At 63.3% G+C, this 23,099-nt stretch carries 23 protein-coding genes; 13 read left to right on the forward strand and 10 right to left on the reverse strand.

Features of this window, described 5'->3' with window-relative positions; all coding sequences use genetic code 11:
* Positions 1-261: 261 nt before the first annotated feature.
* The 3 genes from gshB to rsmI are packed head-to-tail and all read right to left on the reverse strand — an operon-like array spanning position 262 to position 2,604.
* A complete protein-coding gene (gene gshB / locus V1279_RS35660; RefSeq protein WP_334445492.1) occupies positions 262-1,209 on the reverse strand; it encodes a glutathione synthase in 948 nt (315 codons plus the stop codon).
* A 29-nt stretch (positions 1,210-1,238) separates the two neighbouring features.
* The gene (locus V1279_RS35665) at positions 1,239-1,652 is read right to left on the reverse strand and encodes a YraN family protein (RefSeq protein ID WP_334445494.1); all 414 of its coding nucleotides are present in this window, start codon (positions 1,650-1,652) and stop codon (positions 1,239-1,241) included.
* Positions 1,639-2,604 (reverse strand): 16S rRNA (cytidine(1402)-2'-O)-methyltransferase, encoded by a 966-nt coding sequence (gene rsmI, locus V1279_RS35670; protein ID WP_334445495.1) that lies wholly within the window; start codon positions 2,602-2,604, stop codon positions 1,639-1,641. Before rsmI ends, V1279_RS35665 begins: the two co-directional genes overlap by 14 nt.
* A 234-nt stretch (positions 2,605-2,838) precedes the next feature.
* Here rsmI and V1279_RS35675 point away from each other — a divergent pair, with 234 nt between their 5' ends.
* Positions 2,839-4,050: a penicillin-binding protein activator gene (locus V1279_RS35675; RefSeq protein ID WP_334445497.1), complete on the forward strand. Its 1,212-nt coding sequence runs from the start codon at positions 2,839-2,841 to the stop codon at positions 4,048-4,050.
* Positions 4,051-4,156: 106 nt separating this feature from the next.
* On the opposite strand, the gene hemW is transcribed toward V1279_RS35675, so the two are convergent.
* Genes hemW through rph form a run of 3 tightly spaced genes read right to left on the reverse strand, consistent with a single transcriptional unit; the run spans position 4,157 to position 6,676 of the window.
* Complete coding sequence (gene hemW, locus V1279_RS35680) at positions 4,157-5,329, reverse strand: radical SAM family heme chaperone HemW (protein ID WP_334445498.1); 1,173 nt, start codon at positions 5,327-5,329, stop codon at positions 4,157-4,159.
* Entirely contained in the window at positions 5,322-5,951 is a 630-nt protein-coding gene (gene rdgB / locus V1279_RS35685) for an RdgB/HAM1 family non-canonical purine NTP pyrophosphatase (RefSeq protein ID WP_334445500.1), read from the reverse strand. The genes hemW and rdgB overlap by 8 nt, the downstream gene beginning before the upstream one ends.
* A gap of 11 nt (positions 5,952-5,962) precedes the next feature.
* A complete protein-coding gene (gene rph / locus V1279_RS35690) occupies positions 5,963-6,676 on the reverse strand; it encodes a ribonuclease PH (RefSeq protein ID WP_334445502.1) in 714 nt (237 codons plus the stop codon).
* A gap of 158 nt (positions 6,677-6,834) precedes the next feature.
* Here rph and hrcA point away from each other — a divergent pair, with 158 nt between their 5' ends.
* Both hrcA and grpE read left to right on the forward strand, forming a co-directional pair.
* On the forward strand, positions 6,835-7,923 hold the full coding sequence (hrcA, locus tag V1279_RS35695; protein ID WP_334445503.1) for a heat-inducible transcriptional repressor HrcA: 1,089 nt from the start codon (positions 6,835-6,837) through the stop codon (positions 7,921-7,923).
* Positions 7,924-8,101: 178 nt separating this feature from the next.
* Positions 8,102-8,707, forward strand: coding sequence for a nucleotide exchange factor GrpE (gene grpE, locus V1279_RS35700; protein ID WP_334445504.1), 606 nt, complete (start codon positions 8,102-8,104; stop codon positions 8,705-8,707).
* Between the two features lie 18 nt (positions 8,708-8,725).
* Here grpE and V1279_RS35705 read toward each other — a convergent pair whose 3' ends face one another.
* The 4 genes from V1279_RS35705 to V1279_RS35720 form a co-directional block, all read right to left on the reverse strand.
* Positions 8,726-9,106 carry a VOC family protein gene (locus V1279_RS35705; protein WP_334446728.1) on the reverse strand — a complete coding sequence of 127 codons (381 nt, stop codon included), beginning with the start codon at positions 9,104-9,106 and terminating at the stop codon, positions 8,726-8,728.
* 114 nt (positions 9,107-9,220) lie between these two features.
* Positions 9,221-10,072, reverse strand: a complete 852-nt coding sequence (locus tag V1279_RS35710) for a helix-turn-helix domain-containing protein (protein WP_334445505.1) — start codon at positions 10,070-10,072, stop codon at positions 9,221-9,223.
* Between the two features lie 27 nt (positions 10,073-10,099).
* Entirely contained in the window at positions 10,100-10,759 is a 660-nt protein-coding gene (pncA, locus tag V1279_RS35715) for a bifunctional nicotinamidase/pyrazinamidase (RefSeq protein ID WP_442894859.1), read from the reverse strand.
* Positions 10,760-10,913: 154 nt separating this feature from the next.
* A complete protein-coding gene (locus V1279_RS35720) occupies positions 10,914-11,864 on the reverse strand; it encodes a hypothetical protein (protein ID WP_334445509.1) in 951 nt (316 codons plus the stop codon).
* Between the two features lie 584 nt (positions 11,865-12,448).
* Here V1279_RS35720 and dnaK point away from each other — a divergent pair.
* The 10 genes from dnaK to V1279_RS35770 all read left to right on the forward strand — a co-directional run bounded on the left by dnaK (position 12,449) and on the right by V1279_RS35770 (position 23,058).
* A complete protein-coding gene (gene dnaK / locus V1279_RS35725; RefSeq protein WP_334445511.1) occupies positions 12,449-14,350 on the forward strand; it encodes a molecular chaperone DnaK in 1,902 nt (633 codons plus the stop codon).
* A 133-nt stretch (positions 14,351-14,483) separates the two neighbouring features.
* Positions 14,484-15,614, forward strand: a complete 1,131-nt coding sequence (gene dnaJ, locus V1279_RS35730; protein ID WP_334445513.1) for a molecular chaperone DnaJ — start codon at positions 14,484-14,486, stop codon at positions 15,612-15,614.
* Between the two features lie 210 nt (positions 15,615-15,824).
* Complete coding sequence (locus V1279_RS35735) at positions 15,825-16,424, forward strand: class I SAM-dependent methyltransferase (protein WP_057862206.1); 600 nt, start codon at positions 15,825-15,827, stop codon at positions 16,422-16,424.
* Between the two features lie 135 nt (positions 16,425-16,559).
* Positions 16,560-17,138: an NADPH-dependent FMN reductase gene (locus V1279_RS35740; RefSeq protein ID WP_334445516.1), complete on the forward strand. Its 579-nt coding sequence runs from the start codon at positions 16,560-16,562 to the stop codon at positions 17,136-17,138.
* 6 nt (positions 17,139-17,144) lie between these two features.
* Positions 17,145-17,855: an orotidine-5'-phosphate decarboxylase gene (pyrF, locus tag V1279_RS35745; protein ID WP_334445518.1), complete on the forward strand. Its 711-nt coding sequence runs from the start codon at positions 17,145-17,147 to the stop codon at positions 17,853-17,855.
* 19 nt (positions 17,856-17,874) lie between these two features.
* Complete coding sequence (locus V1279_RS35750) at positions 17,875-18,177, forward strand: DUF1330 domain-containing protein (protein WP_334445519.1); 303 nt, start codon at positions 17,875-17,877, stop codon at positions 18,175-18,177.
* Positions 18,178-18,576: 399 nt separating this feature from the next.
* On the forward strand, positions 18,577-19,881 hold the full coding sequence (locus V1279_RS35755; protein WP_334445521.1) for a calcium-binding protein: 1,305 nt from the start codon (positions 18,577-18,579) through the stop codon (positions 19,879-19,881).
* A gap of 158 nt (positions 19,882-20,039) precedes the next feature.
* A complete protein-coding gene (locus tag V1279_RS35760; protein ID WP_334445523.1) occupies positions 20,040-21,740 on the forward strand; it encodes a type I secretion system permease/ATPase in 1,701 nt (566 codons plus the stop codon).
* A 41-nt stretch (positions 21,741-21,781) separates the two neighbouring features.
* The gene (locus V1279_RS35765; protein WP_334445524.1) at positions 21,782-22,135 is read left to right on the forward strand and encodes a biotin/lipoyl-binding protein; all 354 of its coding nucleotides are present in this window, start codon (positions 21,782-21,784) and stop codon (positions 22,133-22,135) included.
* The gene (locus V1279_RS35770) at positions 22,117-23,058 is read left to right on the forward strand and encodes an HlyD family type I secretion periplasmic adaptor subunit (RefSeq protein WP_334445525.1); all 942 of its coding nucleotides are present in this window, start codon (positions 22,117-22,119) and stop codon (positions 23,056-23,058) included. The genes V1279_RS35765 and V1279_RS35770 overlap by 19 nt, the downstream gene beginning before the upstream one ends.
* The last annotated feature ends 41 nt before the right edge of the window (positions 23,059-23,099 follow it).

The raw sequence follows: 23,099 nt of genomic DNA on the forward strand, positions 1-23,099 counted from the left end.
CCCGCACGTTGTCCAGCTTTGTCCAAAGAATGGCCGTATGATGGAGAGAATGGCCGTATGACGGAAGAATACGGGCGTGGAATCCGGCGGGCCACTGCCGGCGGCGAAGCCGAAACGGCGCGGCGGCTCCTCCTCGGTTCCATTTGGCCGGCGCGCACGCAAATTCATGCGGCCAAGGTCAGGTCAGGTCACGTAAGGACGCGCTGCGAATCAGTTGGCAGAAGACGTCAGTTCATGTGCACGACAGGGGCGCGAGGGTAGCTATTTTCCGGCGCGCTTCTTCTCGATGGTGTCCCAAGTCCTTGCCGCCACATCCGGCCCGCCGAGCTTGGCAATCGCGCGGATGCCGGTGGGGCAGGTGACGTTGATCTCGGTGAGATTGCCGTCGATCACATCGATGCCGACGAACAACAGCCCGCGCTCGCGCAGCGCGGGACCCAGCGTGTCGCAGATCTCGCGTTCACGCGGGGAAAGCTCGGTGGCTTGGGCTGCGCCGCCGCGGACCATGTTGGAGCGCAGGTCGTCGGGGGCCGGCACGCGGTTGACGGCGCCGGCGAACTCGCCGTCGACCAGGATGATGCGCTTGTCGCCGTGCTTCACCTCGGGCAGGAAGCGCTGGATCACCCAGGGCTCGCGGAAGGTGACCAGGAACATGTCGAACAGCGAGCCGAAATTCATGTCCTGCGGCATCACGCGAAACACCGCGGCGCCGCCATGGCCGTGCAGCGGCTTCATGACAACGGCGCCGTGCTGATCCCTGAATGCATTGATCTCGTCCAGATCGCGCGAAATCAGCGTCGGCGGCATCAGCTGCGGAAAGTTCATCACGAACAGTTTTTCCGGCGCGTTGCGCACCGAGGCCGGGTCGTTCACCACCAGCGTCTGAGGGTGGATGCGCTCGAGAAAATACGTCGAGGTGATGTAGGCGATGTCGAAGGGCGGCTCCTGCCGGAGCAGGATGACGTCGAAATTGGTCAGCGGCTCGCGCTTTGCTTCGCCCAACGTAAAATGGTCGCCAATCTCGTCGCGCACGGTGAGCTTTTGCACCGGCGCCACCAGCTCCTCGCCGTGTAGCGAGAGCTTGTCCGGCGTGTAGTAGGAAATGCTGTGGCCGCGCTTTTGCGCTTCGAGCAATAGCGCAAAGGTCGAATCGCCGCGGATGTTGATACGCGCGATGGGGTCCATCTGGACGGCGACATTCAGTTTCATGGGGAGGTCCGCAGGGTCAGGAGGAATCTTCAGGTGCTGGCGTCGAATGCCGCTAACAGATGGCGTGGAAGACGTCTGGGCGCAATCAGGACGGCGTCAAATCGCAGTTCAAATTCGGCATGCTCGGGATGCGCCATCAGCCACCCTTGCGCGGCATCGATGATGCGGGCCTGCTGGCGCGGTGTCACCGCGTAGGCGGCATCGTCGAGGCTGGCGCGGGCCTTGACCTCGACGAAGGCGACGAGATTGCGCTTCTTCGCCACCAGATCGATCTCGCCATGGGGAGTGCGGAAGCGCTTCGCCAGGATGCGATAGCCCTTGGCCATCAGAAAGGCGGCGGCGCGGCTTTCGGCCGAAAGTCCGGTGCGGAAGGCCGCGACCCGCGCGGGCGCGGCGAGCTTTGCCGCAGTATCCGGCGGTGACGTGCCGTCAGTCTTCGCCATGCTCGCCTCTGGCTTCCTTGTTAGCTTCTTTGGCAAGCTCCAGCGCGCGGGCATAGACCTCGCGGCGCGGCCACCCCGAGAGTTCGACAGCATGCGCGACGCTGTCCTTGACGCTGTCGCGCGCAAGCGAGGCGCGCAGAAGGTCGTCGAGATCGTGCTGCGTCATGATTTGTTCATCGGCGCGCGGCGGACCGACCACCAGGACGAATTCGCCGCGGGTTTCCAGCGTATCGGCGGCCTTCGCCAGCTCCGCGATGGGCGCGCGCTTGATGTCCTCGTGCAGCTTCGTCAGCTCACGGCAGATCGCGGCGTCACGCCCGCCCATGATGCCCGAAAGATCAGCCAGGGTGTCCTGGACGCGGTTACCGGATTCGAACATCACGATCGTGGCGTCGATCCGGGCAAGCTCCGTGAGCCGCGTCCGCCGTGCGACTTCCTTGGCCGGCAAAAATCCCTCGAAGAAAAACCGGTCGGTGGGCAGTGCCGCGACCGAAAGCGCCGTCAACACCGAGGAGGCGCCCGGCACCGCGATCACGGCATGGCCGGCGGCACAGACCTCGCGCACCAGCTTGAAGCCGGGGTCCGATATCAGGGGCGTGCCGGCGTCCGATACCAGCGCGATCGAGGCGCCTTGCGCCAGCTTTTCCAGGATTTTCGGCCGCGCCATCGCCGCGTTGTGCTCGTGATACGGCTTGAGCTCCGCCGAGATCGCATAGCGCTCGGTCAGGCGGCGGGTGATTCGGGTGTCCTCGCAGGCGATGATGTCGACGCCGGCCAATGTCTCCAGCGCGCGCAAGGTAATGTCGCCGAGATGGCCGATTGGGGTTGCCACCAGATAGAGGCCGGGAACCGGCTTCGGGGCATTCAGGACGTGGCTGCCAATCGAAAATGTTCTGTTGGCCGAACCCGGCTCGGTATCAGACCCGTAGTTGGAACTGGGTTTTGCGCGCATAATGGGCAATCTAAAGGGGTCTTGGTGCAAGCGCCATATCTGGCGGGAAGGGAGGCGAGGCTGAAGTTCCTCGCGACTTGCAACGTGCGGCGGGGCCGTAATGCTTTTGTTTTGGTTAACTAATTCTCGACAATATTGCAGAATCCCGCGTTCGGGTTCAGTAGCGGTTCAGGTGCCTCGGCCCAGAAAGCCGGAATCCTGGCCGACGGCGGTCGGTCAAGAGATAGAGACAAGATGGTAGGCCCCCTCAATCGCAAGCCTGGATCTCCGGATCTTCGGCCGTCAGGACCGACCCGGCGGACGGCAGTCGGCCTTATTCTCGGCGCGCCCCTGCTCGGCGCCTGCGCCGGCGGCGGTCCGATTTCGAACCCGTTCGCTTCTCCCCAGCCCGAGGGACCCGCGGGCCCGCAGCAACAGCCGCTTGCGGTCGGCACCGGGCAGGTCAAGGTCGGCCTGATCCTGCCGCTCTCGGCCGCCGGCAATGCCGGCATCGCCGCGCAATCGATGAAGAACGCGGCCGAGATGGCGCTGGCGGAATTCCAGGATCCGAATATCCAGCTTCTGATCAAGGACGACGGCGGCAGCCCGCAAGGCGCCCAGCAGGTCACCCAGCAGGCGCTCGGCGAGGGCGCGGAAATCATTTTGGGCCCGCTGTTTGCGGCCTCGGTGCCGGCGACCGCACAACTGACGCGCGCGCGGGGCATTTCGGTGATCGCATTCTCGACCGATTCCAGCGTGGCCGGACGCGGTGTTTATCTCCTGAGCTTCCTGCCCGAATCCGACGTCAACCGGATCGTTGATTATTCCGCCAGCATCGGAAAGAAATCTTTCGCGGCGCTGTTGCCGGACAATGCCTATGGCAATGTGGTGGAAGCAGCCTTCAAGCAGGCGGTCGGCCGCAAGGGGCGCATCGTCGCTTTCGAGAAATATAGCGTCGATCGTTCCGGTGCGGCGCGGACGGTAGCGCAGTCGCTGGGCTCGGCGGATGCGCTGTTCATCGCCGACGACGGCGAATCGGTCGTGGCGACGGCGGATGCCTTGACGGCTGCGGGCGCGAATCTGCGCAACATCCAGTTGCTCGGCACCGGGCTTTGGGACAATCCGCGCGTCTATGCGAGCGCTCCGCTGCAGGGCGGGCTCTATGCCGCGCCGGATCCCTCGGGCTTCCGTGCCTTCTCCGGCCGCTACCGCGCCAAATACGGCGCCGACCCCGTGCGCACCGCAACGCTCGCCTATGACGCGGTCGCGCTCGTCGCCGCGCTATCGAAGCAGGGCAGCCAACGTTTTGCGCCTGAAACGCTGACCAACCCGTCGGGCTTTGCCGGCATCGACGGCCTGTTCCGCTTCCGCTCCGATGGCAGCAACGAGCGCGGGCTTGCGGTGATGAAGGTCGCCAGCGGCGGCAGCACGCCGGTTGCGGGATCTCCGAAGAGCTTTGGGGCGTGATCTTTTCGTAGCCCGGATGGAGCGCAGCGTAATCCGGGATAGGCGCATCCACTTGCGAGTGGCCCCCGGATTTCGCTGCGCTCCATCCGGGCTACAAGGCCTGCGTCTACGCTGCCAGATCCGCGACCACGGCATCGAGCACGGGGAAACCGTCTTTCGTTACGCGCAGCCTGCCGTCGGCGTCGACAATGATGGCGCCTTCCTCCCGGAGCACGGCGATCCGGCTCGGATCGAGCATGCGGCCGGACAGGGCCGCGTAGCGTTTGGGGTCGATGCCCTCGGCAAGCCGCAATCCCATCAGCAGGAATTCGTCGGCACGCTCTTCGCTGTTGAGAAAATCGTCGGTCACGACGCCATGGCCGTTGGCCTCGACGCGCATCAGCCAGGCCTCGGGACGTTTTTCGGTCGCGATCGCGTGCCTCGTGCCATCGATGTCGAGGCGGCCATGCGCGCCCGGACCGATGCCGGCATATTCGTCGCCGCGCCAGTAGACCAGATTGTGCTGGCATTCGGCGCCTGCGCGCGCGTGGTTGGAAATCTCGTAGGCCGGCAAGCCATGATGCGCGCAGACTTCCTGCGTCACATCGTAGAGCGCGCGGGCAACCGCCTCGTCCGGTGTCTTCAGTTTGCCTGCCGCGTGCAGGCCGTAGAACGGCGTGCCTTCCTCGATCGTGAGCTGGTACAGCGAGAGATGTTCGGCCGCTTCCGAAATCGCGAGCTTCAATTCGTCGGCCCACATCTGCGGCGTCTGGTCGGGGCGGGCGTAGATCAGGTCGAACGAGTAACGGTCGAACGCGGTGCGCGCGATCGCGACCGCGTCCAGAGCTTCGCGTGCGCTGTGCAGCCGGCCCAATGCTTTCAGCGAGGCATCATCCAGCGCCTGTACGCCGAGCGAGACGCGGTTGACGCCGGCGGTGCGATAGCCGCGAAACCGCGTTGCCTCGACACTGGTGGGATTGGCTTCAAGCGTCACTTCCACGTTGGGCGCGACGCGCCAGTGCTTGCCGATTGCATCGAGGATTGAGCCTACGGTTTGCGGCTGCATCAGCGACGGCGTGCCGCCGCCGAGAAAGATCGACGTGACGGTGCGTCCCGGCGCGCGCGCCGCTGTGGTTTCGATCTCGCGCGCAAACGCACGGGCAAATCTTTCTTCGTCGATCGGCGCGTGGCGGACGTGGCTGTTGAAGTCGCAATACGGGCATTTCGACAGGCAGAACGGCCAGTGCACGTAGACACCGAAGGCGGTTCGCTTCGGGTAGTGGCGTTCGGCGCTAGCCAAGGCAGATCTCCGCCAGTTTGACGAAGGCACGCGCCCGGTGCGACAGGCCGAGGCCGAGCGGCGGCAGGCCGTGTTTCTCGATCGAGGTCATCTCGCCAAACGTCCGCGTGTGCCCGTCGGGCAGGAACGCCGGATCATAGCCGAATCCGGCGGTGCCGCGCGGCGGCCAGACCAGAGTTCCATCGGTGCGGGCCTCGACCTCCTCGATATGGCCGTCCGGCCAGGCAACGCACAGCGCGGACACGAAATGCGCCTTTCGCTTGTCGGGCGTGGTGGCGCCACGTTCCTGCAGCAGGCGCTCGATTCGCGTCATTGCCGCCATGAAATCCTTGCCCTCGCCGGCCCAACGCGCCGAGTAGATGCCGGGGGCGCCGTCCAGCGCATCGACCACGAGGCCGGAATCGTCGGCAAAGGCCGGCAGTTGCGCGGCTTTCGCCGCCGCGATTGCCTTGATTGCGGCATTGGCGCGAAACGTCTCGCCGCCTTCCTCGGGCTCGCCGAGGCCCAGGTCGCCCGCGGAAACGGCCTCGACGCCATGCGGCGCCAGCAATTCCCGCATCTCGGCGAGCTTGCCGGGATTGTGGGTCGCGATCACGAGGGCGCCGGTGATTCGACGGTGCATGTGCGATCAGACTACGCGACGGCCAGCTTCTGCAAGTCCACCAGACGCGCGACACCCTTGCGCGCCAGTTCCATCAGCGCCAGGAACTCGTCCTGCGAGAACGGCGTCTTCTCGGCGGTGCCCTGCACCTCGATGATGCGGCCGTCGCCGGTCATGACGAAATTGGCGTCAGTTTCGGCCTCGGAATCCTCGGCATAATCGAGGTCGAGCACCGGCGTGCCGTTGTAGATGCCGCAGGAGATCGCCGCGACATTGTCGCGCAGCACGTTGGCCTTCAGCATGTTGCGGTTTTTCATCCACGAGATGCAGTCGGCAAGGGCCACCCAGGCGCCCGTGATCGAGGCGGTGCGAGTGCCGCCATCGGCCTGGATCACGTCGCAGTCGACCGTGATCTGGCGCTCGCCGAGCGCTTCGAGGTCGACTGCTGCCCGCAAGGAACGACCGATCAGCCGCTGAATCTCGACCGTGCGGCCGCCCTGCTTGCCGGCGGCGGCCTCGCGGCGGGTGCGCTCCAGCGTGGCGCGCGGCAGCATGCCGTATTCGGCGGTGACCCAGCCGCGGCCCTGGCCCTTCAGCCATGGCGGCAGCCGTTCTTCCAGCGTGGCCGTGACCAGCACATGGGTGTCGCCGAACTTCACCATGCAAGAACCTTCGGCGTATTTGACGACGCCGCGTTCCAGCGACACGGGGCGCAGCTGATCGGGCGCACGGCGGCTTGGCCGCATGGGAAATCCTTTCGAAGATCGAGCGAAAATGCGTTTGCGGTGCTTGTAGGTGGGGGCGTGCGCAGCGGCAAGGGCCTTTGGCCCTGTTTGGAGGAAAGGGACGCTTGTCATTGGCCCGCCGGAGCGACAAATTAGGGGCTGTCCAAGGAGTTAAGCCCGTGGCCCACCACGATCCGATTGGCCTGATCGCGCCGCACGCCGGGCTCGCCCAGCTCAACGAGCGCTCGCGCGACATTTTTCGTCAAATTGTCGAGAGCTATCTCGCCACCGGCGACCCCGTCGGCTCGCGCAACATTTCGCGCCTGATCGCGGTGCCGCTGTCGCCGGCCTCCGTCCGCAACGTGATGTCGGACCTCGAAGCGCTCGGCCTGATCTATGCGCCGCATACCTCGGCAGGGCGGTTGCCGACCGAGCTTGGCCTGCGCTTCTTCGTCGACGCCTTGATGCAGGTCGGCGACCTCACCGAACCGGAACGGGAATCGATCCAGAGCCAGCTCGCATCCGTCGGGCGCGCGCAATCAGTCGAGGCGGCGCTCGGCGAAGCGCTGACGCGGCTGTCCGGCCTGACCCGGGCCGCCGCCGTGGTGCTGACCGCCAAATCGAATTCGCGGCTGAAGCACATCGAATTCGTGCGGCTGGAGCCGGAGCGCGCGCTGGTGGTGCTGGTCGGCGAAGACGGCCAGGTCGAAAACCGCGTGCTGGCGCTGCCGCCCGGCGTGCCCTCGTCGGCGCTGACCGAAGCGACCAACTTCCTCAATTCGCGGATTCGCGGGCGGACGCTTGCGGAAGCGCGCCTTGAGCTCGAAACCGCGCTGACGCAGAGCCGCGCCGAACTCGATCAATTGACGCAGAAGGTGATCGCGGCCGGCATCGCAAGCTGGTCCGGCGGCGACAACGACGACCGGCAATTGATCGTGCGCGGCCATGCCAATTTGCTGGAAGACCTGCACGCGCTGGAGGATCTCGAACGCGTCAAGTCGCTGTTCGACGATCTCGAGACCAAGCGCGGCGTGATCGATCTGTTGGGCCGGGCCGAGCGCGCCGAAGGTGTCAGGATTTTCATCGGATCGGAGAACAAGCTGTTTTCGCTGTCCGGTTCCTCCACCATCATCGCCCCCTATGGCGATGCCGCGGGCCGCATCGTCGGCGTTCTCGGCGTGATCGGGCCGACGCGGCTGAACTATGCAAGGGTGATTCCGACGGTGGATTACGCCGCCCGGATCGTCAGCCGGATGCTGCGTGGCTAATCTGCCCGAATAGGACCTCAATCCCGGACTTTTTTGGTTTGACGCATTTTCTTCACGCGAACCGGTGCCCACTTCGCTCGAAAACGCTATGGAAAGCTTGATTTTCGACCCCCAAAGCACGATATCCCGCTCAGCAAATCCCCATCGAACCAGATACGTTTTTTGAGAAGGCAGCCTTATGACCGATCCGAACCGGCCGAGTGATGATGCGGTGAAACCGGCCCAGACCGGCGAGCCCGTGGTCTCAAAACCCTACATCATGCCCGACGATCCCGAGGAAGGATCGAATGAGGCACTGACCAAGGAACTGGCCGAGACGCGCGACAAGATGCTGCGCACGCTGGCGGAAATGGAGAACCTGCGCCAGCGCACCAGGCGCGAGGTTGCCGATTCCAAGATGTACGGCATCACGGGCTTCGCGCGCGACATTCTCGATATCGCCGACAATCTGCAGCGCGCGCTCGACGCGATTCCGGCCGAGGCCAGGGAGACCGCCGACCCTGGCATCAAGGCCTTCATCGAGGGCGTGGAACTGACCGAGCGCTCGCTGCTCAACACGCTGGAGAAGAACGGCGTCAGGAAGTTCGATCCATCGGGCGAGAAGTTCGATCCCAACTTCCAGCAGGCGATGTACGAAGTGCCCGACCCATCCGTTCCGTCCGGGACGGTGGTTCAGGTCGTGCAGGCCGGCTTCATGATCGGCGAGCGCGTGCTGCGCCCGGCGCTGGTCGCCGTCTCCAAGGGCGGCGCCAAGGCCGCGCCGGCCGCCGACGTCACGAACTGAGCCGGACTCGAAAACGCTCTACGGCTTCTCGTCCGCCTTCGGCCGGTACGTGCCAAAACTCCAGAGATTGCCTTCTGGATCCCGGCAGGCGAAGTCGCGGCTGCCATAATCCGTGTCGTGCAGTTCCATCTCGATCTTTGCGCCTGATGCCTTGACCCTGGCATGCAGCGCGTCGGGATCGTCGACGGCGACGTAGAGCGCGTCGGTGCGGCGGCCGCCGATATCGCCGACGAGTTTGCCGTATTCGTCGTCGCGGGACTGGCCCAGCATCAGAAGCGAGGCGCCGTAGGCAAGTTCGGCATGCTGCACCGTGTCGCCGTTGCGGTAGACGACGCGCTCGGTGAAGCCGACCACGTCCTTCAGCCAGCCGATCATGGCCTCGGTATCCCGGCAGCGCATCGTCGGATAGATGCGCGGCGCTTCGATTTCGCTTTGGTTGGTCACGGAAAACCTCCTTGCTGATGGCTCCCGCGCCAATATGCCCAAGCGCGGCAGCGCCGGCTTGAAGATTTGTTACCGGGCCAGTTCGTCCAGCGGGCGCATCAGGCGGCTGTCGGTCAGGGCCAGCCGTTGGGCCCACGACGTTGGCGTTTCGCCGGCAAGGGTTGAAAATTCGCGGGCGAGATGCGCCTGATCGGCATAACCGCTCTCGGCCGCAATCCCGGCCCAGCCGTGCGCCTCTCCTGCATGTGCGAGCCGACAGGCTCGATGGAAACGCATGATGCGGGCAACCGGCTTCGGTGCGAGACCGAGTTCGGATCGAAAACGGTACACCAGGTGCTTGCGGCTCCAGCCTATCTCTTTCGCGAGCGCGGTGATCCGCGTGCCGCCCGCCGTGCGCGCCAATCGTCGATAGGCGAATTCGATCTCCGGGGACGGCAGGTGGTTGGCGCGATCAGCAACAAAATCCTCGACCAGGTCGAAACGGTTTTGCCAAAGGGGCGTCGCGCCAAGCCGTTCGCGCAGTTGCCGGCCTTCACGGCCCAGCACGTCTGACATGTCGACCATACGCGCGGCGAGATCGACGACGGCGTTGCCAAAGAATCGGTAGGCGCCGAGCGGCGTGAAATCCACCTGCACGCATTCGGCGCCGCCGTCGGACTCGATCAGGACCGGGCCGGCGTAAAGCCCGGCGGCGAAGCTCGGCTGCCGGTCGGCGGCATCAGGCTCGCGCCCGAGCGCGATCAGGAACGGCGTGCCGAAGCTGATGATCAGGGGTATCACCAGCGATGCGGTCTCGCGCTGGGAAAACCGGCCACGCGCCGTTTCACGGTAACCGGTCATTCCGGAGATGAGACCAGCCATGCGCTGTGAAGGCGGACGACGCGCCAACTCAAACGCGACCGGTGCCGTCACATCGGACATCCCTGACCTCCGCGAGAGGGTACGGCGTTAAGCCGCGATATCGCTCGACTGGATGCGCTTGACGCCGGCCTTGGTCATGTCGGCCCAGGCTTTTGCGAGCGAGCCCTGGGTGTCGATGCCGCGGCAGGCGTCCTCGATCACATAGGTTTCGAAGCCGGCCTTGCGCGCGTCGAGCGCTGACCATGCCACGCAGAAGTCGGTGGCGAGGCCGGCGAGGAACACCCGCTTCACCTTGCGCGCCTTCAGGTAGGCGGCGAGCCCCGTCGTGGTCTTGCCGTCGGCCTCGGTGAAGGCCGAATAGCTGTCGACGTTCTTGTTGAAACCCTTGCGGATGACGAGCCCGGCATGCGGGATCGCGAGGTCCTTCGATAGCGACGCGCCCTCGGTCCCCTGCACGCAGTGGTCGGGCCACAGCACCTGCTTGCCGTAGGAGAGATCGACGGTTTCGAACGGCTTCTTGCCGGAATGAGTGGAGGCGAACGAGACATGGCCCGCGGTGTGCCAGTCCTGCGTCATCACCACATTGGCAAAGCCCTTGGCGAGGCGGTTGATGACGGGCACGACTTGGTCGCCGTCTTTGACGGCGAGACTGCCGCCGGGCAGGAAACAGTTCTGGACGTCGATGACAAGCAGCGCAGATGCGTCGTCCGGCTTGACCGGTGCGGCGCGCAGCGCACCTGGGACCATGGCCGCTATCGACGTCGCGCCTAGACCTTTCAGAGCCCGCCTGCGAGTAACCACGGTGCATCTCCCCGGTTATGAACCCGACGAGGACAAAAGCTAGTTCCATTCGTGTACGAACGAAAGCCCGAAATTTTGGCGGGCTTTGCGAATTTGCCGATCAGGTCCGCGGCGCAATTCCGTCGCGCACGGCGCGGAAGCGGGGAAACGCCTTGGCCCAGTCGGTTCGCGGCGAAGAGCCGATGATGCGCATCGAGGTCTGGGAGCCGAACCGCAGCCATTGCACGATGGTGACAGGGGTATTGTCCTTGCCGCTGGTGGCGTCGATCCGGGTCTCGTAGCCGGGCTGACCGTCGATGCGGACCGGCTCCGACATCGTGATCCTGCCGTCGCGCACACCGGGAATGGTGGTCGCGATCTGCTGGGCAAAGCGGCCGCGATCGTCGGGCGAGGCTGCCGTCGAGCCGATCAGGCCGATGATCATGAAAGGCGCGATTTCAAAACCTTTCTTTTCGTCGCTGTCGGAAAGAATGAGGGCCGCGCCCGGCGCCAGCGTTCGGATGTTCTTGAAGCTCGAGAGCTCGCTCATCTTGAACGGCATCAACCCGAGTTGCTCCTCGAGTGGCACCTCGGTACGGATCACGGCGGAGGCAAACATCTGGCGCACGGCGTCGTCGGTGTAGATCTTGGAAGCGTTCTCGGGCACCTGCACGGCGACATAGCCGGAGAAGGTGGGGCCGGGCAGGATCATCGAATAGCGGCGTACATTGGCGGCGCCGTCCTTGGCATTTTCGACGGTGTAGTAGGCGAGCCCCGCTGCGGTCTCGATGCTCTCCGGCTTGATGCCGCCGGTGCCGCCCGGGTTGGCCTTGAAGGCATTGGCGACCTCGCCATAGGCCTCGGCGGGCAGGTCGGTGACCAGCACCTTGACGCCGCGGTCCTCGGTCTCGAACCCTATGAATGTTCTGGCCTTGTTGAGGCCGACCAGCGGCGTCATGCCGACCCTGGCGCCCGGCGGGAAGACCGGGTCGGCGGCGAACGCGGAAGAGAATACGGTAGAATTGGCGGCAACGATCAGGGCAACCGCAGCAAAGTATCGAAGTGGCTTCATGGAGGGTCTACCGGGTTTACATATGGGGCCGTTCAGTCGTCCGACGATGCAGCTAGCAATCTTCTAGTGGAATCTTGGAGCCTCGGGGCACGACGGGGGTCGTTCCAGTCGGCCCGCTTTTAGCGGTTTTGATGTCCCTGCAACAGGGCAGGGCAGGCGTCCGTTCCACCGTTACGTTCCGATATGTCGACTTTTTTGCGGGATTTTGCCCGGTATCCGGGCTCTTTTTGAGGCGCTCTCAGCGGCCAAATACCGCTCCCCTTTCCGCGGCGGCCGAGCCGCCTCGATGGAGAGGATGCCGCATTGCTGCGCAGCGCTCTGGCGGTGCGCGCGCGGAGCGGCCTTCGATCAGCGGCCTTGCCGATTTCTTAACGCCACTCCAGGCACTGATGCGCCCCTGACACAATCTTTCAAACGTCAGCCTTTTCAGGCCCTAAGCTTGCGTTCGGTCCTTGCGGGCCCGACCCCCCCTCCTATATGAGGCTCACCGTCGCAATATCGCGAGTATTTGATCGTTGGGGGTTCGGTTAGGTGCGCCGTCCAGGGCCCAGCCAACCTGCCGCAACAAGAAGGATATGAGGACCATGGGAAAGGTCATTGGGATCGATCTCGGCACCACGAATTCGTGCGTCGCCGTAATGGATGGCAAGACTGCAAGAGTCATCGAGAACGCCGAAGGCATGCGCACGACGCCTTCGATCGTTGCCGTCACCGATGACGGCGAGCGCCTCGTCGGCCAGCCCGCCAAGCGTCAGGCGGTGACCAATCCCGAGCGTACGTTCTTTGCGGTAAAGCGCCTGATCGGCCGCCGCTACGACGACCCGATGGTCGAGAAGGACAAGAAGCTCGTTCCCTACAAGATCGTCAAGGCATCGAACGGCGACGCGTGGGTCGAAGCCGACGGCAAGACCTACTCGCCTTCGCAGGTCTCCGCTTTCATCCTGCAGAAGATGAAAGAGACCGCGGAAGCCCATCTCGGCCAGAAGGTCGAGCAGGCGGTCATCACCGTCCCCGCCTATTTCAATGACGCCCAGCGCCAGGCCACCAAGGACGCCGGCAAGATCGCCGGGCTCGAAGTGCTGCGCATCATCAACGAGCCGACGGCGGCAGCGCTCGCCTATGGTCTCGACAAGACGAAGGTAGGCACCATCGCGGTCTACGACCTCGGTGGCGGCACCTTCGATATCTCGATCCTCGAGATCGGCGACGGCGTGTTCGAGGTGAAGTCCACCAACGGCGACACCTTCCTCGGCGGTGAAGACTTCGACATGCGGCTCGTCAGCTATCTGGCCGATGAGTTCCAGAAGGAGCAGGGCATCAACCTGCGTAGCGACAAGCTTGCCTTGCAGCGCCTGAAGGAGGCCGCCGAAAAGGCCAAGATCGAATTGTCCTCGACGACGCAGACCGAAATCAACCTGCCCTTCATCACGGCCGACCAGACCGGGCCGAAGCATCTGACGATGAAGCTGACCCGCGCCAAGTTCGAGGCATTGGTCGACGATCTCGTCCAGAAGACCATCGAGCCCTGCCGCAAGGCGTTGAAGGATGCGGGCCTCACCGCCGCAGAAATCGGCGAAGTGGTGCTGGTCGGCGGCATGACCCGCATGCCGAAGGTTCAGGAAGTCGTGAAGCAGTTGTTCGGCAAGGAGCCGCACAAGGGCGTCAACCCGGACGAAGTCGTCGCCATCGGTGCGGCGATCCAGGCCGGCGTGCTGCAGGGCGACGTCAAGGACGTGCTGCTGCTCGACGTCACCCCGCTTTCACTCGGCATCGAGACGCTGGGCGGCGTGTTCACCCGCATCATCGACCGCAACACCACGATCCCGACCAAGAAGAGCCAGGTGTTCTCGACCGCCGAGGACAACCAGAACGCCGTCACCATCCGCGTCTTCCAGGGCGAGCGCGAAATGGCGGCCGACAACAAGGTGCTCGGGCAGTTCGACCTGATGGGCATTCCGCCGTCGCCGCGCGGCATGCCGCAGATCGAGGTGACGTTCGACATCGACGCCAACGGCATCGTCAACGTCTCGGCCAGGGACAAGGCGACCGGCAAGGAGCAGCAGATCCGGATCCAGGCATCGGGCGGCCTGTCGGAAGCCGACATCCAGAAGATGGTCAAGGACGCCGAGGCCAATGCGGCCGAGGACAAGAAGCGCCGCGAGGCGGTCGACGCCAAGAACCATGCCGACGCGCTGGTGCATTCCACCGAGAAGGCGCTGGCCGAGCACGGTTCGAAGGTCGAGGAAAGCGAGCGCCGCGCCATCGAGGACGCCGTCAGCGATTTGAAGGAAGCGCTGAAGGGCGACGACGCCGAGGCGATCAAGGCCAAGACCAACACGCTGGCGCAGACTTCGATGAAGCTGGGCGAGGCCATGTACAAGCAGCAGGCCGAAGCCGACGCCAAGAAGGATGCGGCCAAGGATGACGTGGTCGACGCGGAGTTCACCGAGGTCGACGACGACAAGAACAACAAGAAGTCGGCATAAGCGGGCTTTCGATCATGACCCTCATCCAAAAGAGCGCGCGGCTGGCGTTCGATGGGTGGGGGTCATTTTTCTTTAAGCTGAAGGCGGCATCTTTGAGTGTGCCTTCGGCGTGAAGTTCGGGCGGGTCTGACTGATGTCCACCAAGCGCTGCTATTACGAAACCCTGGAAGTCGATCGGAACGCGGACGAGTCGAAGCTCAAGGCGGCGTTCCGCAAGCTCGCGATGAAATGGCATCCGGACAAGAATCCGGGCGACGCCACCAGCGAAGTGAAGTTCAAGGAAATCAACGAAGCCTACGAAGTCCTCAAGGACGGCGACAAGCGCGCCGCCTATGACCGCTATGGCCATGCCGCGTTCGAGCAGGGCATGGGCGGCGGCGGCCCCGGTTTCGGCGCCGGCTTCGCCTCGTCATTCTCCGATATTTTCGAAGACCTGTTCGGGATGGCCGGGCAGCGGCGCAGCGGTGGACGCGAGCGCGGCGCCGACCTGCGCTACAACATGGAAATCACGCTGGAGGAAGCCTACCTCGGCAAGACCGCGCAGATCGAGATTCCGGTCTCGGTCACCTGCGAGTCCTGCTCGGGCACCGGCGCCAAGGCCGGCACCAAGCCGAAGACCTGCTCGATGTGCGGCGGCGCCGGCCGGGTCCGCCAGGCCCAGGGCTTCTTCACGCTGGAGCGGACCTGCCCGGGCTGTCAGGGCCGCGGCCAGATGATCGAGGATGCCTGCCCGAATTGCTCTGGCTCGGGACGCGTGACGCGCGACCGCACGCTGTCGGTCAACATCCCCCAGGGCGTCGAGGACGGCACACGCATTCGTCTAGCCGGCGAAGGCGAGGCCGGCGTCCGCGGCGGGCCGCCCGGCGATCTCTATATTTTCCTGTCGCTGGCCACCCACGAATTCTTCCAGCGCGACGGCGCCGATCTGCATTGCCGGGTTCCGATCTCGATGGTCGCAGCCGCGCTCGGCGGCGAATTCGAGGTCCCGACCATCGACAAGGGCAAGACCAAGGTGAAAGTGCCGGCGGGTACGCAGTCCGGCCGCCGTTTCCGCATTGCATCAAAGGGCATGCCGGTGCTCCGCTCGCGCCAGACCGGCGACATGTATGTCCAGGTCATGGTCGAAACGCCGCAGAATCTGACCAAGAAGCAGCAGGAACTGCTGGCCGAGTTCGAAAAACTGTCCTCCGGCGCCACCCAGCCGGAAGCGCAGGGCTTCTTCACCAAGGTCAAGGACTTCTTCGGCACCCGCGCGGGCTCCTGACCCGCGCGAACGCGAGCTGGGCGAAGCGCAGTTCTCGCCTCGCAGTCATGATTCATTCAGCTTGCACAGGGTCTTATCGTCGGACCGCGGGCACTTTGGCACGCCTGACGCGTTACCGTTTGGCTTGACCGCATCCCCGTCGATCTATACGTGTTTATGACCGTTTTCTGACATCCCCTGCCTTCTTGCGGGGCCCCGCCTGGTAGCGACATGCCTTTGCAATCGTCCGTGCGTGCGTTGAAGAAGCCTCGTCTCGATGATGAGGTCCGCTTCCTTCGTTCATGGATCGAAAAGCCGCTGCACATGGGCGCGGTGATGCCGTCGAGCAAATTGCTTGCCCGGACCATGGCGGAATATGTCGACGTCGAAGCGCAAGGGCCGGTCGTCGAACTTGGGCCCGGGACCGGTGCGATCACCAACGCGCTGATCGAACACGGCGTCGATCAAAAGCGGCTCGTGCTGGTCGAGTATAATCCGGGCTTCTGCGCACTGCTGCGCGACCGCTATCCGCAGGCCAAGGTGGTGCAGGGCGACGCCTACGCGCTACGCTCCTCGCTCAAGGACGTGCTGGACGCGCCGGCCTCGGCCGTGGTTTCCGGCCTGCCGCTGGTCACCAAACCGATGCTGACGCGCCTGAAACTGATCCGCGACGCCTTCGTGGCGCTCGCGCCCGGTGCCCCCTTCGTGCAATTCACCTATTCGGTCGCGCCGCCGATCCCGAAATCGCTGCCCGGCGTGTCCACAGAAGCCTCCGAGCGGATCTGGATGAACCTTCCGCCCGCCCGGGTCTGGGTGTATCGCAAGGGCTGATATCGCGTATTCCGCAAAAGTGGATACCGGTTTTTGCGAATGGAATACGCGCAACTTATCAGTTAAGAGCATTTTTGTAGAAAAATGCTCGCCGCGTATTCGCGCGGCGGTTCTGCTCCGAATACGAATTCAAATATGTCCGCGCTGAAAATCCTCGTGATTCCGGGATCGCTACGATCAGGCTCGCTCAATGCGAAGTTGGCCGCCGTTGCCGCGCATGCGCTGGCGCAGGAAGGCGCCGAAATCACCCGGATCTCGCTCGCTGATTTTCCGCTGCCGATCTATGACGGCGACCTGCAGGCGAAATCCGGCGTGCCGAAGCACGCGGTCAATTTGAAGCGCATGATGACGGCCCATCATGGCGTGCTGATCGTGACGCCGGAGTACAATTCCTCGGTGCCGGCGCTGGTGAAAAACACCATCGACTGGGTGAGCCGGGTTCAGGATGTGCACGAGACCCGCGGGCAAGTATTTCGCGAGCGGGTGTTTGCAATTGCGTCGGCTTCCGGCGGGCGGCTCGGCGGCGCCCGCGCGCTTGCCGCGCTGCGGCTGATCCTCTCGGCCTGCCATGCCCAGGTAATCCCGAACCAGTTCGCGCTGTCGTTTGCCGACGATGCCTATGACGAGACGGACCGGCTGAAGAACTCCGCTGATGCCGAAGCGCTCAAAGCGCTGGTGCGGCAGTTGATCGACGTTTCCCAACGCATGATGTGAGGTGACATGCAGCCAGCCGATATCGCGCCGAAGGACCGCCTGATCGTCGCGCTCGACCTGCCCGGGGTGGCCGAGGCGGAAGCGATGGTTGCGCGGCTCGGCGACAGCGTGAGCTTCTACAAGATCGGCTATCAACTGGCTTACGCCGGCGGATTGCCGCTGGCGCAGCAATTGGCCAAGTCCGGCAAGAAGGTTTTCGTCGATCTCAAGTTGCACGATATCAGCAACACGGTGGCGCGCGGCGTCGAGAGCGTGGCAAAGCTCGGCGCGACTTTCCTCACCGTGCATGCCTATCCGCAGACCATGAAGGCCGCGGTCGAGGCGCGCGCCGGATCGGGCCTGAAGATTCTCGCCGTCACCGTGCTGACTTCGTATGACGACGGCGATCTCCATGCCGCGGGCTATCGCCTCAACGTCTCGGATCTCGTCGAAGCGCGGGCGCAGCAGGCGCAGGTGCTCGGCGTCGACGGGCTCGTCAGCTCGCCGGAAGAGGCGGCGGCGCTGCGCAAGATCGTCGGTCACCAGATGAACCTGGTGACACCCGGCATCCGGCCTGCGGGAGCGGCGACCGGCGACCAGAAACGCATCATGACGCCGGAGCGCGCGATCGCCGCCGGCGCGGACTATCTGGTGGTCGGACGTCCGGTGACGGAAGCCGCCGATCCCAAGGCGGCGGCGGACGCCATTCAGGCGGAAATCAAGCAGGCGTTGGGCTAAAGAAAAAGGGAGAGCAAGAATGCCAAAAGCATACTGGATCGGACGCGTCGACGTTCATAACGAGGACGGCTACAAACCCTATATCGCAGCCAACGCCGCGATCTTCTCGAAATTCGGTGGGCGCTTCATCGTGCGCGGCGGCAAGTTCACCGCGGTCGAGGGCCAAAGCCGCTCGCGCAACGTCGTGATCGAGTTCCCCGATTACGAAACCGCGCTCGCCTGCTATCAGTCGCCCGAATACCAGGCCAATATCAAGGTGCGGCAGCCGCATTCGATCGCCGAACTCATCGTCATCGAAGGCTATGACGGCCCGCAGCCCTAAGCGGAGGCTAGAAGCCGCGCTGTCGGGCCGGCTCGCGGAACCTCAGCATCAAGAAATATGTGCGAATGTTTCCGATCGTGCTTCGCCAATTGGATCCGGTTGAAAAAACGAATAACTGACTGTCATTCCTGCAGTGAACGCCTGCAGTGAGCGCGTGGCCTGCGGGCCATGTGTTCGCTAACGCGCATTTCTTTTGTCCCCAAATGGGGATTGCGACGCTGCCTCGTATTCATCCAAGGTTGCCTCCATCGTACGGCACATCGATCGTACGGCACATCGATCGTGGAAACCCACATCGATCGTGATGGAAGTCGAGCCAACACAAACACAAATCCGACGTGCATGACGGGCCGCAAGCCGACCCGCCTCGCGGAGGGCTATGCGTAAGGAGGTAGATTCATGGCACTCATCAACGGAACGGCTGGCAACGACGTATTACCCGGCACGGACATGGACGATGAGATCAACGGTCTGCAAGGCAATGACACCATAACCGCTTTGGCCGGCATGGACCTTGTCAATGGTGGCGCAGGTGATGACAATATCGATGGCGGCGCCGACGACGACATCCTGAACGGCAATGCCGGCATCGATACCATCGTCGGCGGCGATGGCGATGACGAGATCAACGGCGGCGCGGGAGACGATTTGCTGTCTGGAAACGCCGGCCTCGACACGATCCACGGCGACCAGGGCAACGACACTATCGACGGCGGAGCCGACAATGATGAACTCTTTGGCGACGCGGGTGACGACACCATCGTCGGCGGCGATGGCGATGACGAGATAAGCGGCGGAGCGGGTGTCGATATCCTCTCAGGTGAGGCCGGAAACGACACGATAAGCGGTAATGCCGGCGACGACACATTGGACGGCGGCGACGGCGATGACACGCTCAACGGCAACGTTGGCGATGATACCCTGAACGGCGGTGCAGGAATGGACACGCTGAACGGCGGTCTCGACAACGACACGCTCAATGGCGGCGCGGATGACGATGTCCTGAACGGCGGTGTCGGCAACGATACGCTGAACGGCGATGACGGCGACGACACGCTCAATGGCGGCGCCGGTGACGATATCCTGAACGGCGGCGCCGGCAACGACATCATGTTCGGCAACGCCGGCGATGACACCATGGACGGCGGTGACGGCGACGACGCGATGTCCGGCGGCGACGGCGCGGACGAACTCAGCGGTGGCGTCGGCGACGATCTGCTGGAGGGCGATGCCGGAGACGACACGCTCGCCGGCGGTGACGGTGTCGATTTGCTCAATGGCGGCGACGGCGCCGATATACTCTCAGGCGACGCAGGCAACGACGTCCTGAACGGCGGCGCGGGCGACGACGAGTTGGACGGCGGCAACGGTGCCGACGAACTTAACGGCGGTCTCGGCGACGATGTGCAGACAGGCGGTGCAGGCACCGACATGCACAATTTCGGCGACAACACTGCTACCAACTTCGGCGACGATGAAGTCACCGACCTGAGCTTTGCCGACGGCGATGAAGTTAACGTCGACGCCGATCCGGCGTTCGATCCGACCACCATCGTGGTGGTCGACGACGGCGCCGACACGACGCTCGACTTCGGCTTCGGCACCATCACGCTCGATGGCGTTACCGGTGGCGTCGGAACGGAATTCGAGTCGATCGACGACATCAACACTGCCGCAGGTTATACGGCGATCGAAGTCGCCTAACTCCCACTTCGGCGGGGCGGCTGCCGGGCCGCCCCGTCCTGCCTTCTGCTGTACTCAGTTAGTGATAGTGCCGGCCGCTCATGTATTCGCGTAATCGTGGTGAAATAACAGCGTCTGGTCGACGGTCGCTGCTTGGATTGCTTCCGGGACGATCCGCGTTGGTGTGGATCGTCGCCTTTAGCGTGTCGATCAACGTGCTGCTTCTGGTCTTGCCCTTCTATTCCATTGAAGTGTTCGATCGGGTACTCAGCAGCGGCAGCGTCGAAACCCTTGTCGGCCTCACCATCATTGCTGTAATGGCCCTTGCCTTCAGCGCTGCGTTCGAAACCCTGCGCAGCCGGCTGCTCAGCCGCTTCGCAGTCAGATTCGAGCGGTACCTCGTTCCCATCGTGCTTGAAAGCACGATCGTTGATGCCGCCAATCATGGCGACGGCAGGACGCACGATCTTGCGAAGGTGCGCGAGTTGAGGACGTTCCTCTCCAGCGCGACTGTTGCAGCGTTGCTCGATGCTCCCTTTCTTCCGGGATTTATTCTCATTCTCTTCTTCCTGCACCCCTGGTACGGCGTGATTGCTTTGATCGGAACGGCAATCCTGCTTACCATGGGCATCGCGAGTCGCTGGATCGCCCGGGCCGAAATCGCGCAGGCGTACCAGGCCGCACAAAAGACCCAGGCTACCCTTGACGGAATCGTCCGACATTCCAGCCTGGTGCGCGCTATGGGCTGGACCAGAGGTGCGATCCGCGAGTTCATGGACCTCAACGACCAGGCCTTGTCGCCTGTGGTTCGAGCAAGCGAACGCGTGTATGTCATCGGCGCGGTGGCCCGCATGGTAAGAACGATATTGCAGGTTGCCGCGATCGCCGCAGGTGCCTGGCTCGTGCTTCAGAATGAAGTGCTGGCGGGCAGTTTGATTGCGAGCTCGATCCTGATCGCCCGCACACTGCAGCCGATGGAGGGTCTGATCTCGGCGTGGCGCGCCCTTGCATCCGCGCACGAGGCCTGGCAGCAAGTTCAGGCGGCCGCAGCTCCGATGCTTGTTCGAGAGCGGCGTACGCTGCTGCCGTCCCCATCCGGCAGGATTGAAGTGATGCGGGTGACTTATCGGATGGCCACGGCGCAGCGCCCGATCCTCGCAGGCATCACGTTCGGATGCCTGCCCTCCAGGATTATTGTCGTTATCGGCCCGACCGGCGCTGGAAAATCGACCTTGCTGCGCCTGATGGCGGGGCTGGAACGACCGAGTGCCGGCACGATCCGGCTGGACGGCGCAGCGCTGCATGACTGGGACCCCGATCAACTTGGGCAGTTTGTCGGCTATCTTCCTCAGGAAGTGCAGCTTCTGGGCGGCACCGTGGCCGAAGCCATCGCCGGCTTTGACGAACATGCGCGGGACGAGGACATCGTTGCTGCGGCCAAGCTCGCGCAGGCGCATGAGATGATCCTGTCTCTGCCAGCCGGCTACCAGACCGAAATAGGGCGCGATGGCAACAGGCTTTCCGGTGGACAGCGCCAGCGTATTGGTCTTGCCCGTGCGTTATTTGGCAACCGCAAATTGATCCTGCTGGATGAGCCGAATGCCAATCTCGACCCGGACGGCGAGCAAGCGCTGTGCTCCGCCATCGAGCTGGCGAAAGCGCGTGGCGCGACGCTGATGATTGTCACCCATCGGCCCCGACTATTGACCATTGCCGACGTAGTGCTTTTTTTGAGGGATGGCGCGCAGCTCGCTTTCGGGCCGCCTGCTGAAGTTCTTCGCCTGTCTGGCACTTCATCCGTTTCATCCGTCCCGAAGCCGCATGTCGTCCGGCATACTACGGAACCTCAGAAATTGACCGTGGGGGGAACTGGCCGATGACCCAAGGTCCGGATTCCCGCAAGGAACGACCGCGATCCGATATGCGGCGGATCATCGTATGGGGATGTGTATTGCTCATTCTGCAATTTTGCGGTTTCGGCGTGTGGGCCACGACGGTTCCGCTTCGCGGCGCGGTTGTGGCACCAGGTGTCATAAAGGTCCATTCGAAGCGCAAGGCAGTCCAGCATCTCGAGGGAGGGATAATAAAGTCGATTTACGTCAGGGAAAACGATCAGGTCGAGACCGGTCAGTTGATCGCGCGGCTGGACACCACGCAGATCGAAGCAACCCTCGGCTCGCTCGTGACAAAATATTTTGCGGATCTTGCGATGGAGGCGCGGCTGGCGGCGCGGAACAGACCCGCGCCGAATCGATTTTGTTTCCCGACGAACTGAAGAAGAACGAGAGCCATGCGTCCGCGCGGATTGCCATGCAATCTCAGGAAGCCGAGTTTGCAGCGCGACTGGCCGCGATCGGGAATGAGCGCAGGATGATCGATCAGCAGATGCTGCAATTGACGGACTCGATCCGAGGCCTCGAAAGCAACACCAAAGGTGTCGAGCAACAACTCAAGTTATTGCAGGAAGAGATAGCTGATACGAGCTACCTCCTGGCAAAGGGCCTCGCCCGAAAGCCACGCTTGTTGGCCTTGAAGCGAGCCGAAGCCGAGGCCAGCGGACAGATTGCCCGCAACTCGTCATCGGCGGCGGAGATGAGAGGCAAAATGGCGGAGCTGGAGGACAGGCGTCGACAGCTCGGCTTCAATCAGAATCAGGAAATCGCGAAGCAGCGGCATGCGACGAGCGAAGAGATTGGCGATCTTCGTCATCGAATTGCCGCGTTGCGCGATCAGCTTGGCCGGTCTGAATTGCGCGCCCCAGAGAGTGGAAAGATCGTCGGCCTCAACAGCAGAGATCTCAGCGCCGTGCTTGCACCCCGCGAAACCCTCCTGGAAATCGTTCCGACGGAAGATCGGCTTGTCATCGAGGCAGCTTTGAAACCAATGGATCGGGAAGAAGTTCATGCCGGACAGACCGCGCGCGTGCGTGTTCACGCGCTGAATATTCGTCGGCGGCCCATGCTCGATGGAAAAGTCATCGCCGTGGCGGGAGATGCACTGACCGACGCCAAGACTGGCGTTACGTCTTACATGGCGGAAGTGGAGCTCGATATCGACTCGCCGACTTCCTCGTATGTCTCATCATTGCTGCCCGGAATGCCCGTTGAAATATTTGTTGAAACGGGAGAACGAACTTTTGCGCAATATTTATTGCAGCCGATGGAACTTCGCATCAACCGCGCGTTTAGGGAGCACTAAGTTGTCGGCAGAGGTCCGCCGGGATACCATTGCGGGAGGCG

The organism is Bradyrhizobium sp. AZCC 1610 (assembly GCF_036924515.1).
Taxonomy (GTDB): Bacteria; Pseudomonadota; Alphaproteobacteria; order Rhizobiales; family Xanthobacteraceae; genus Bradyrhizobium.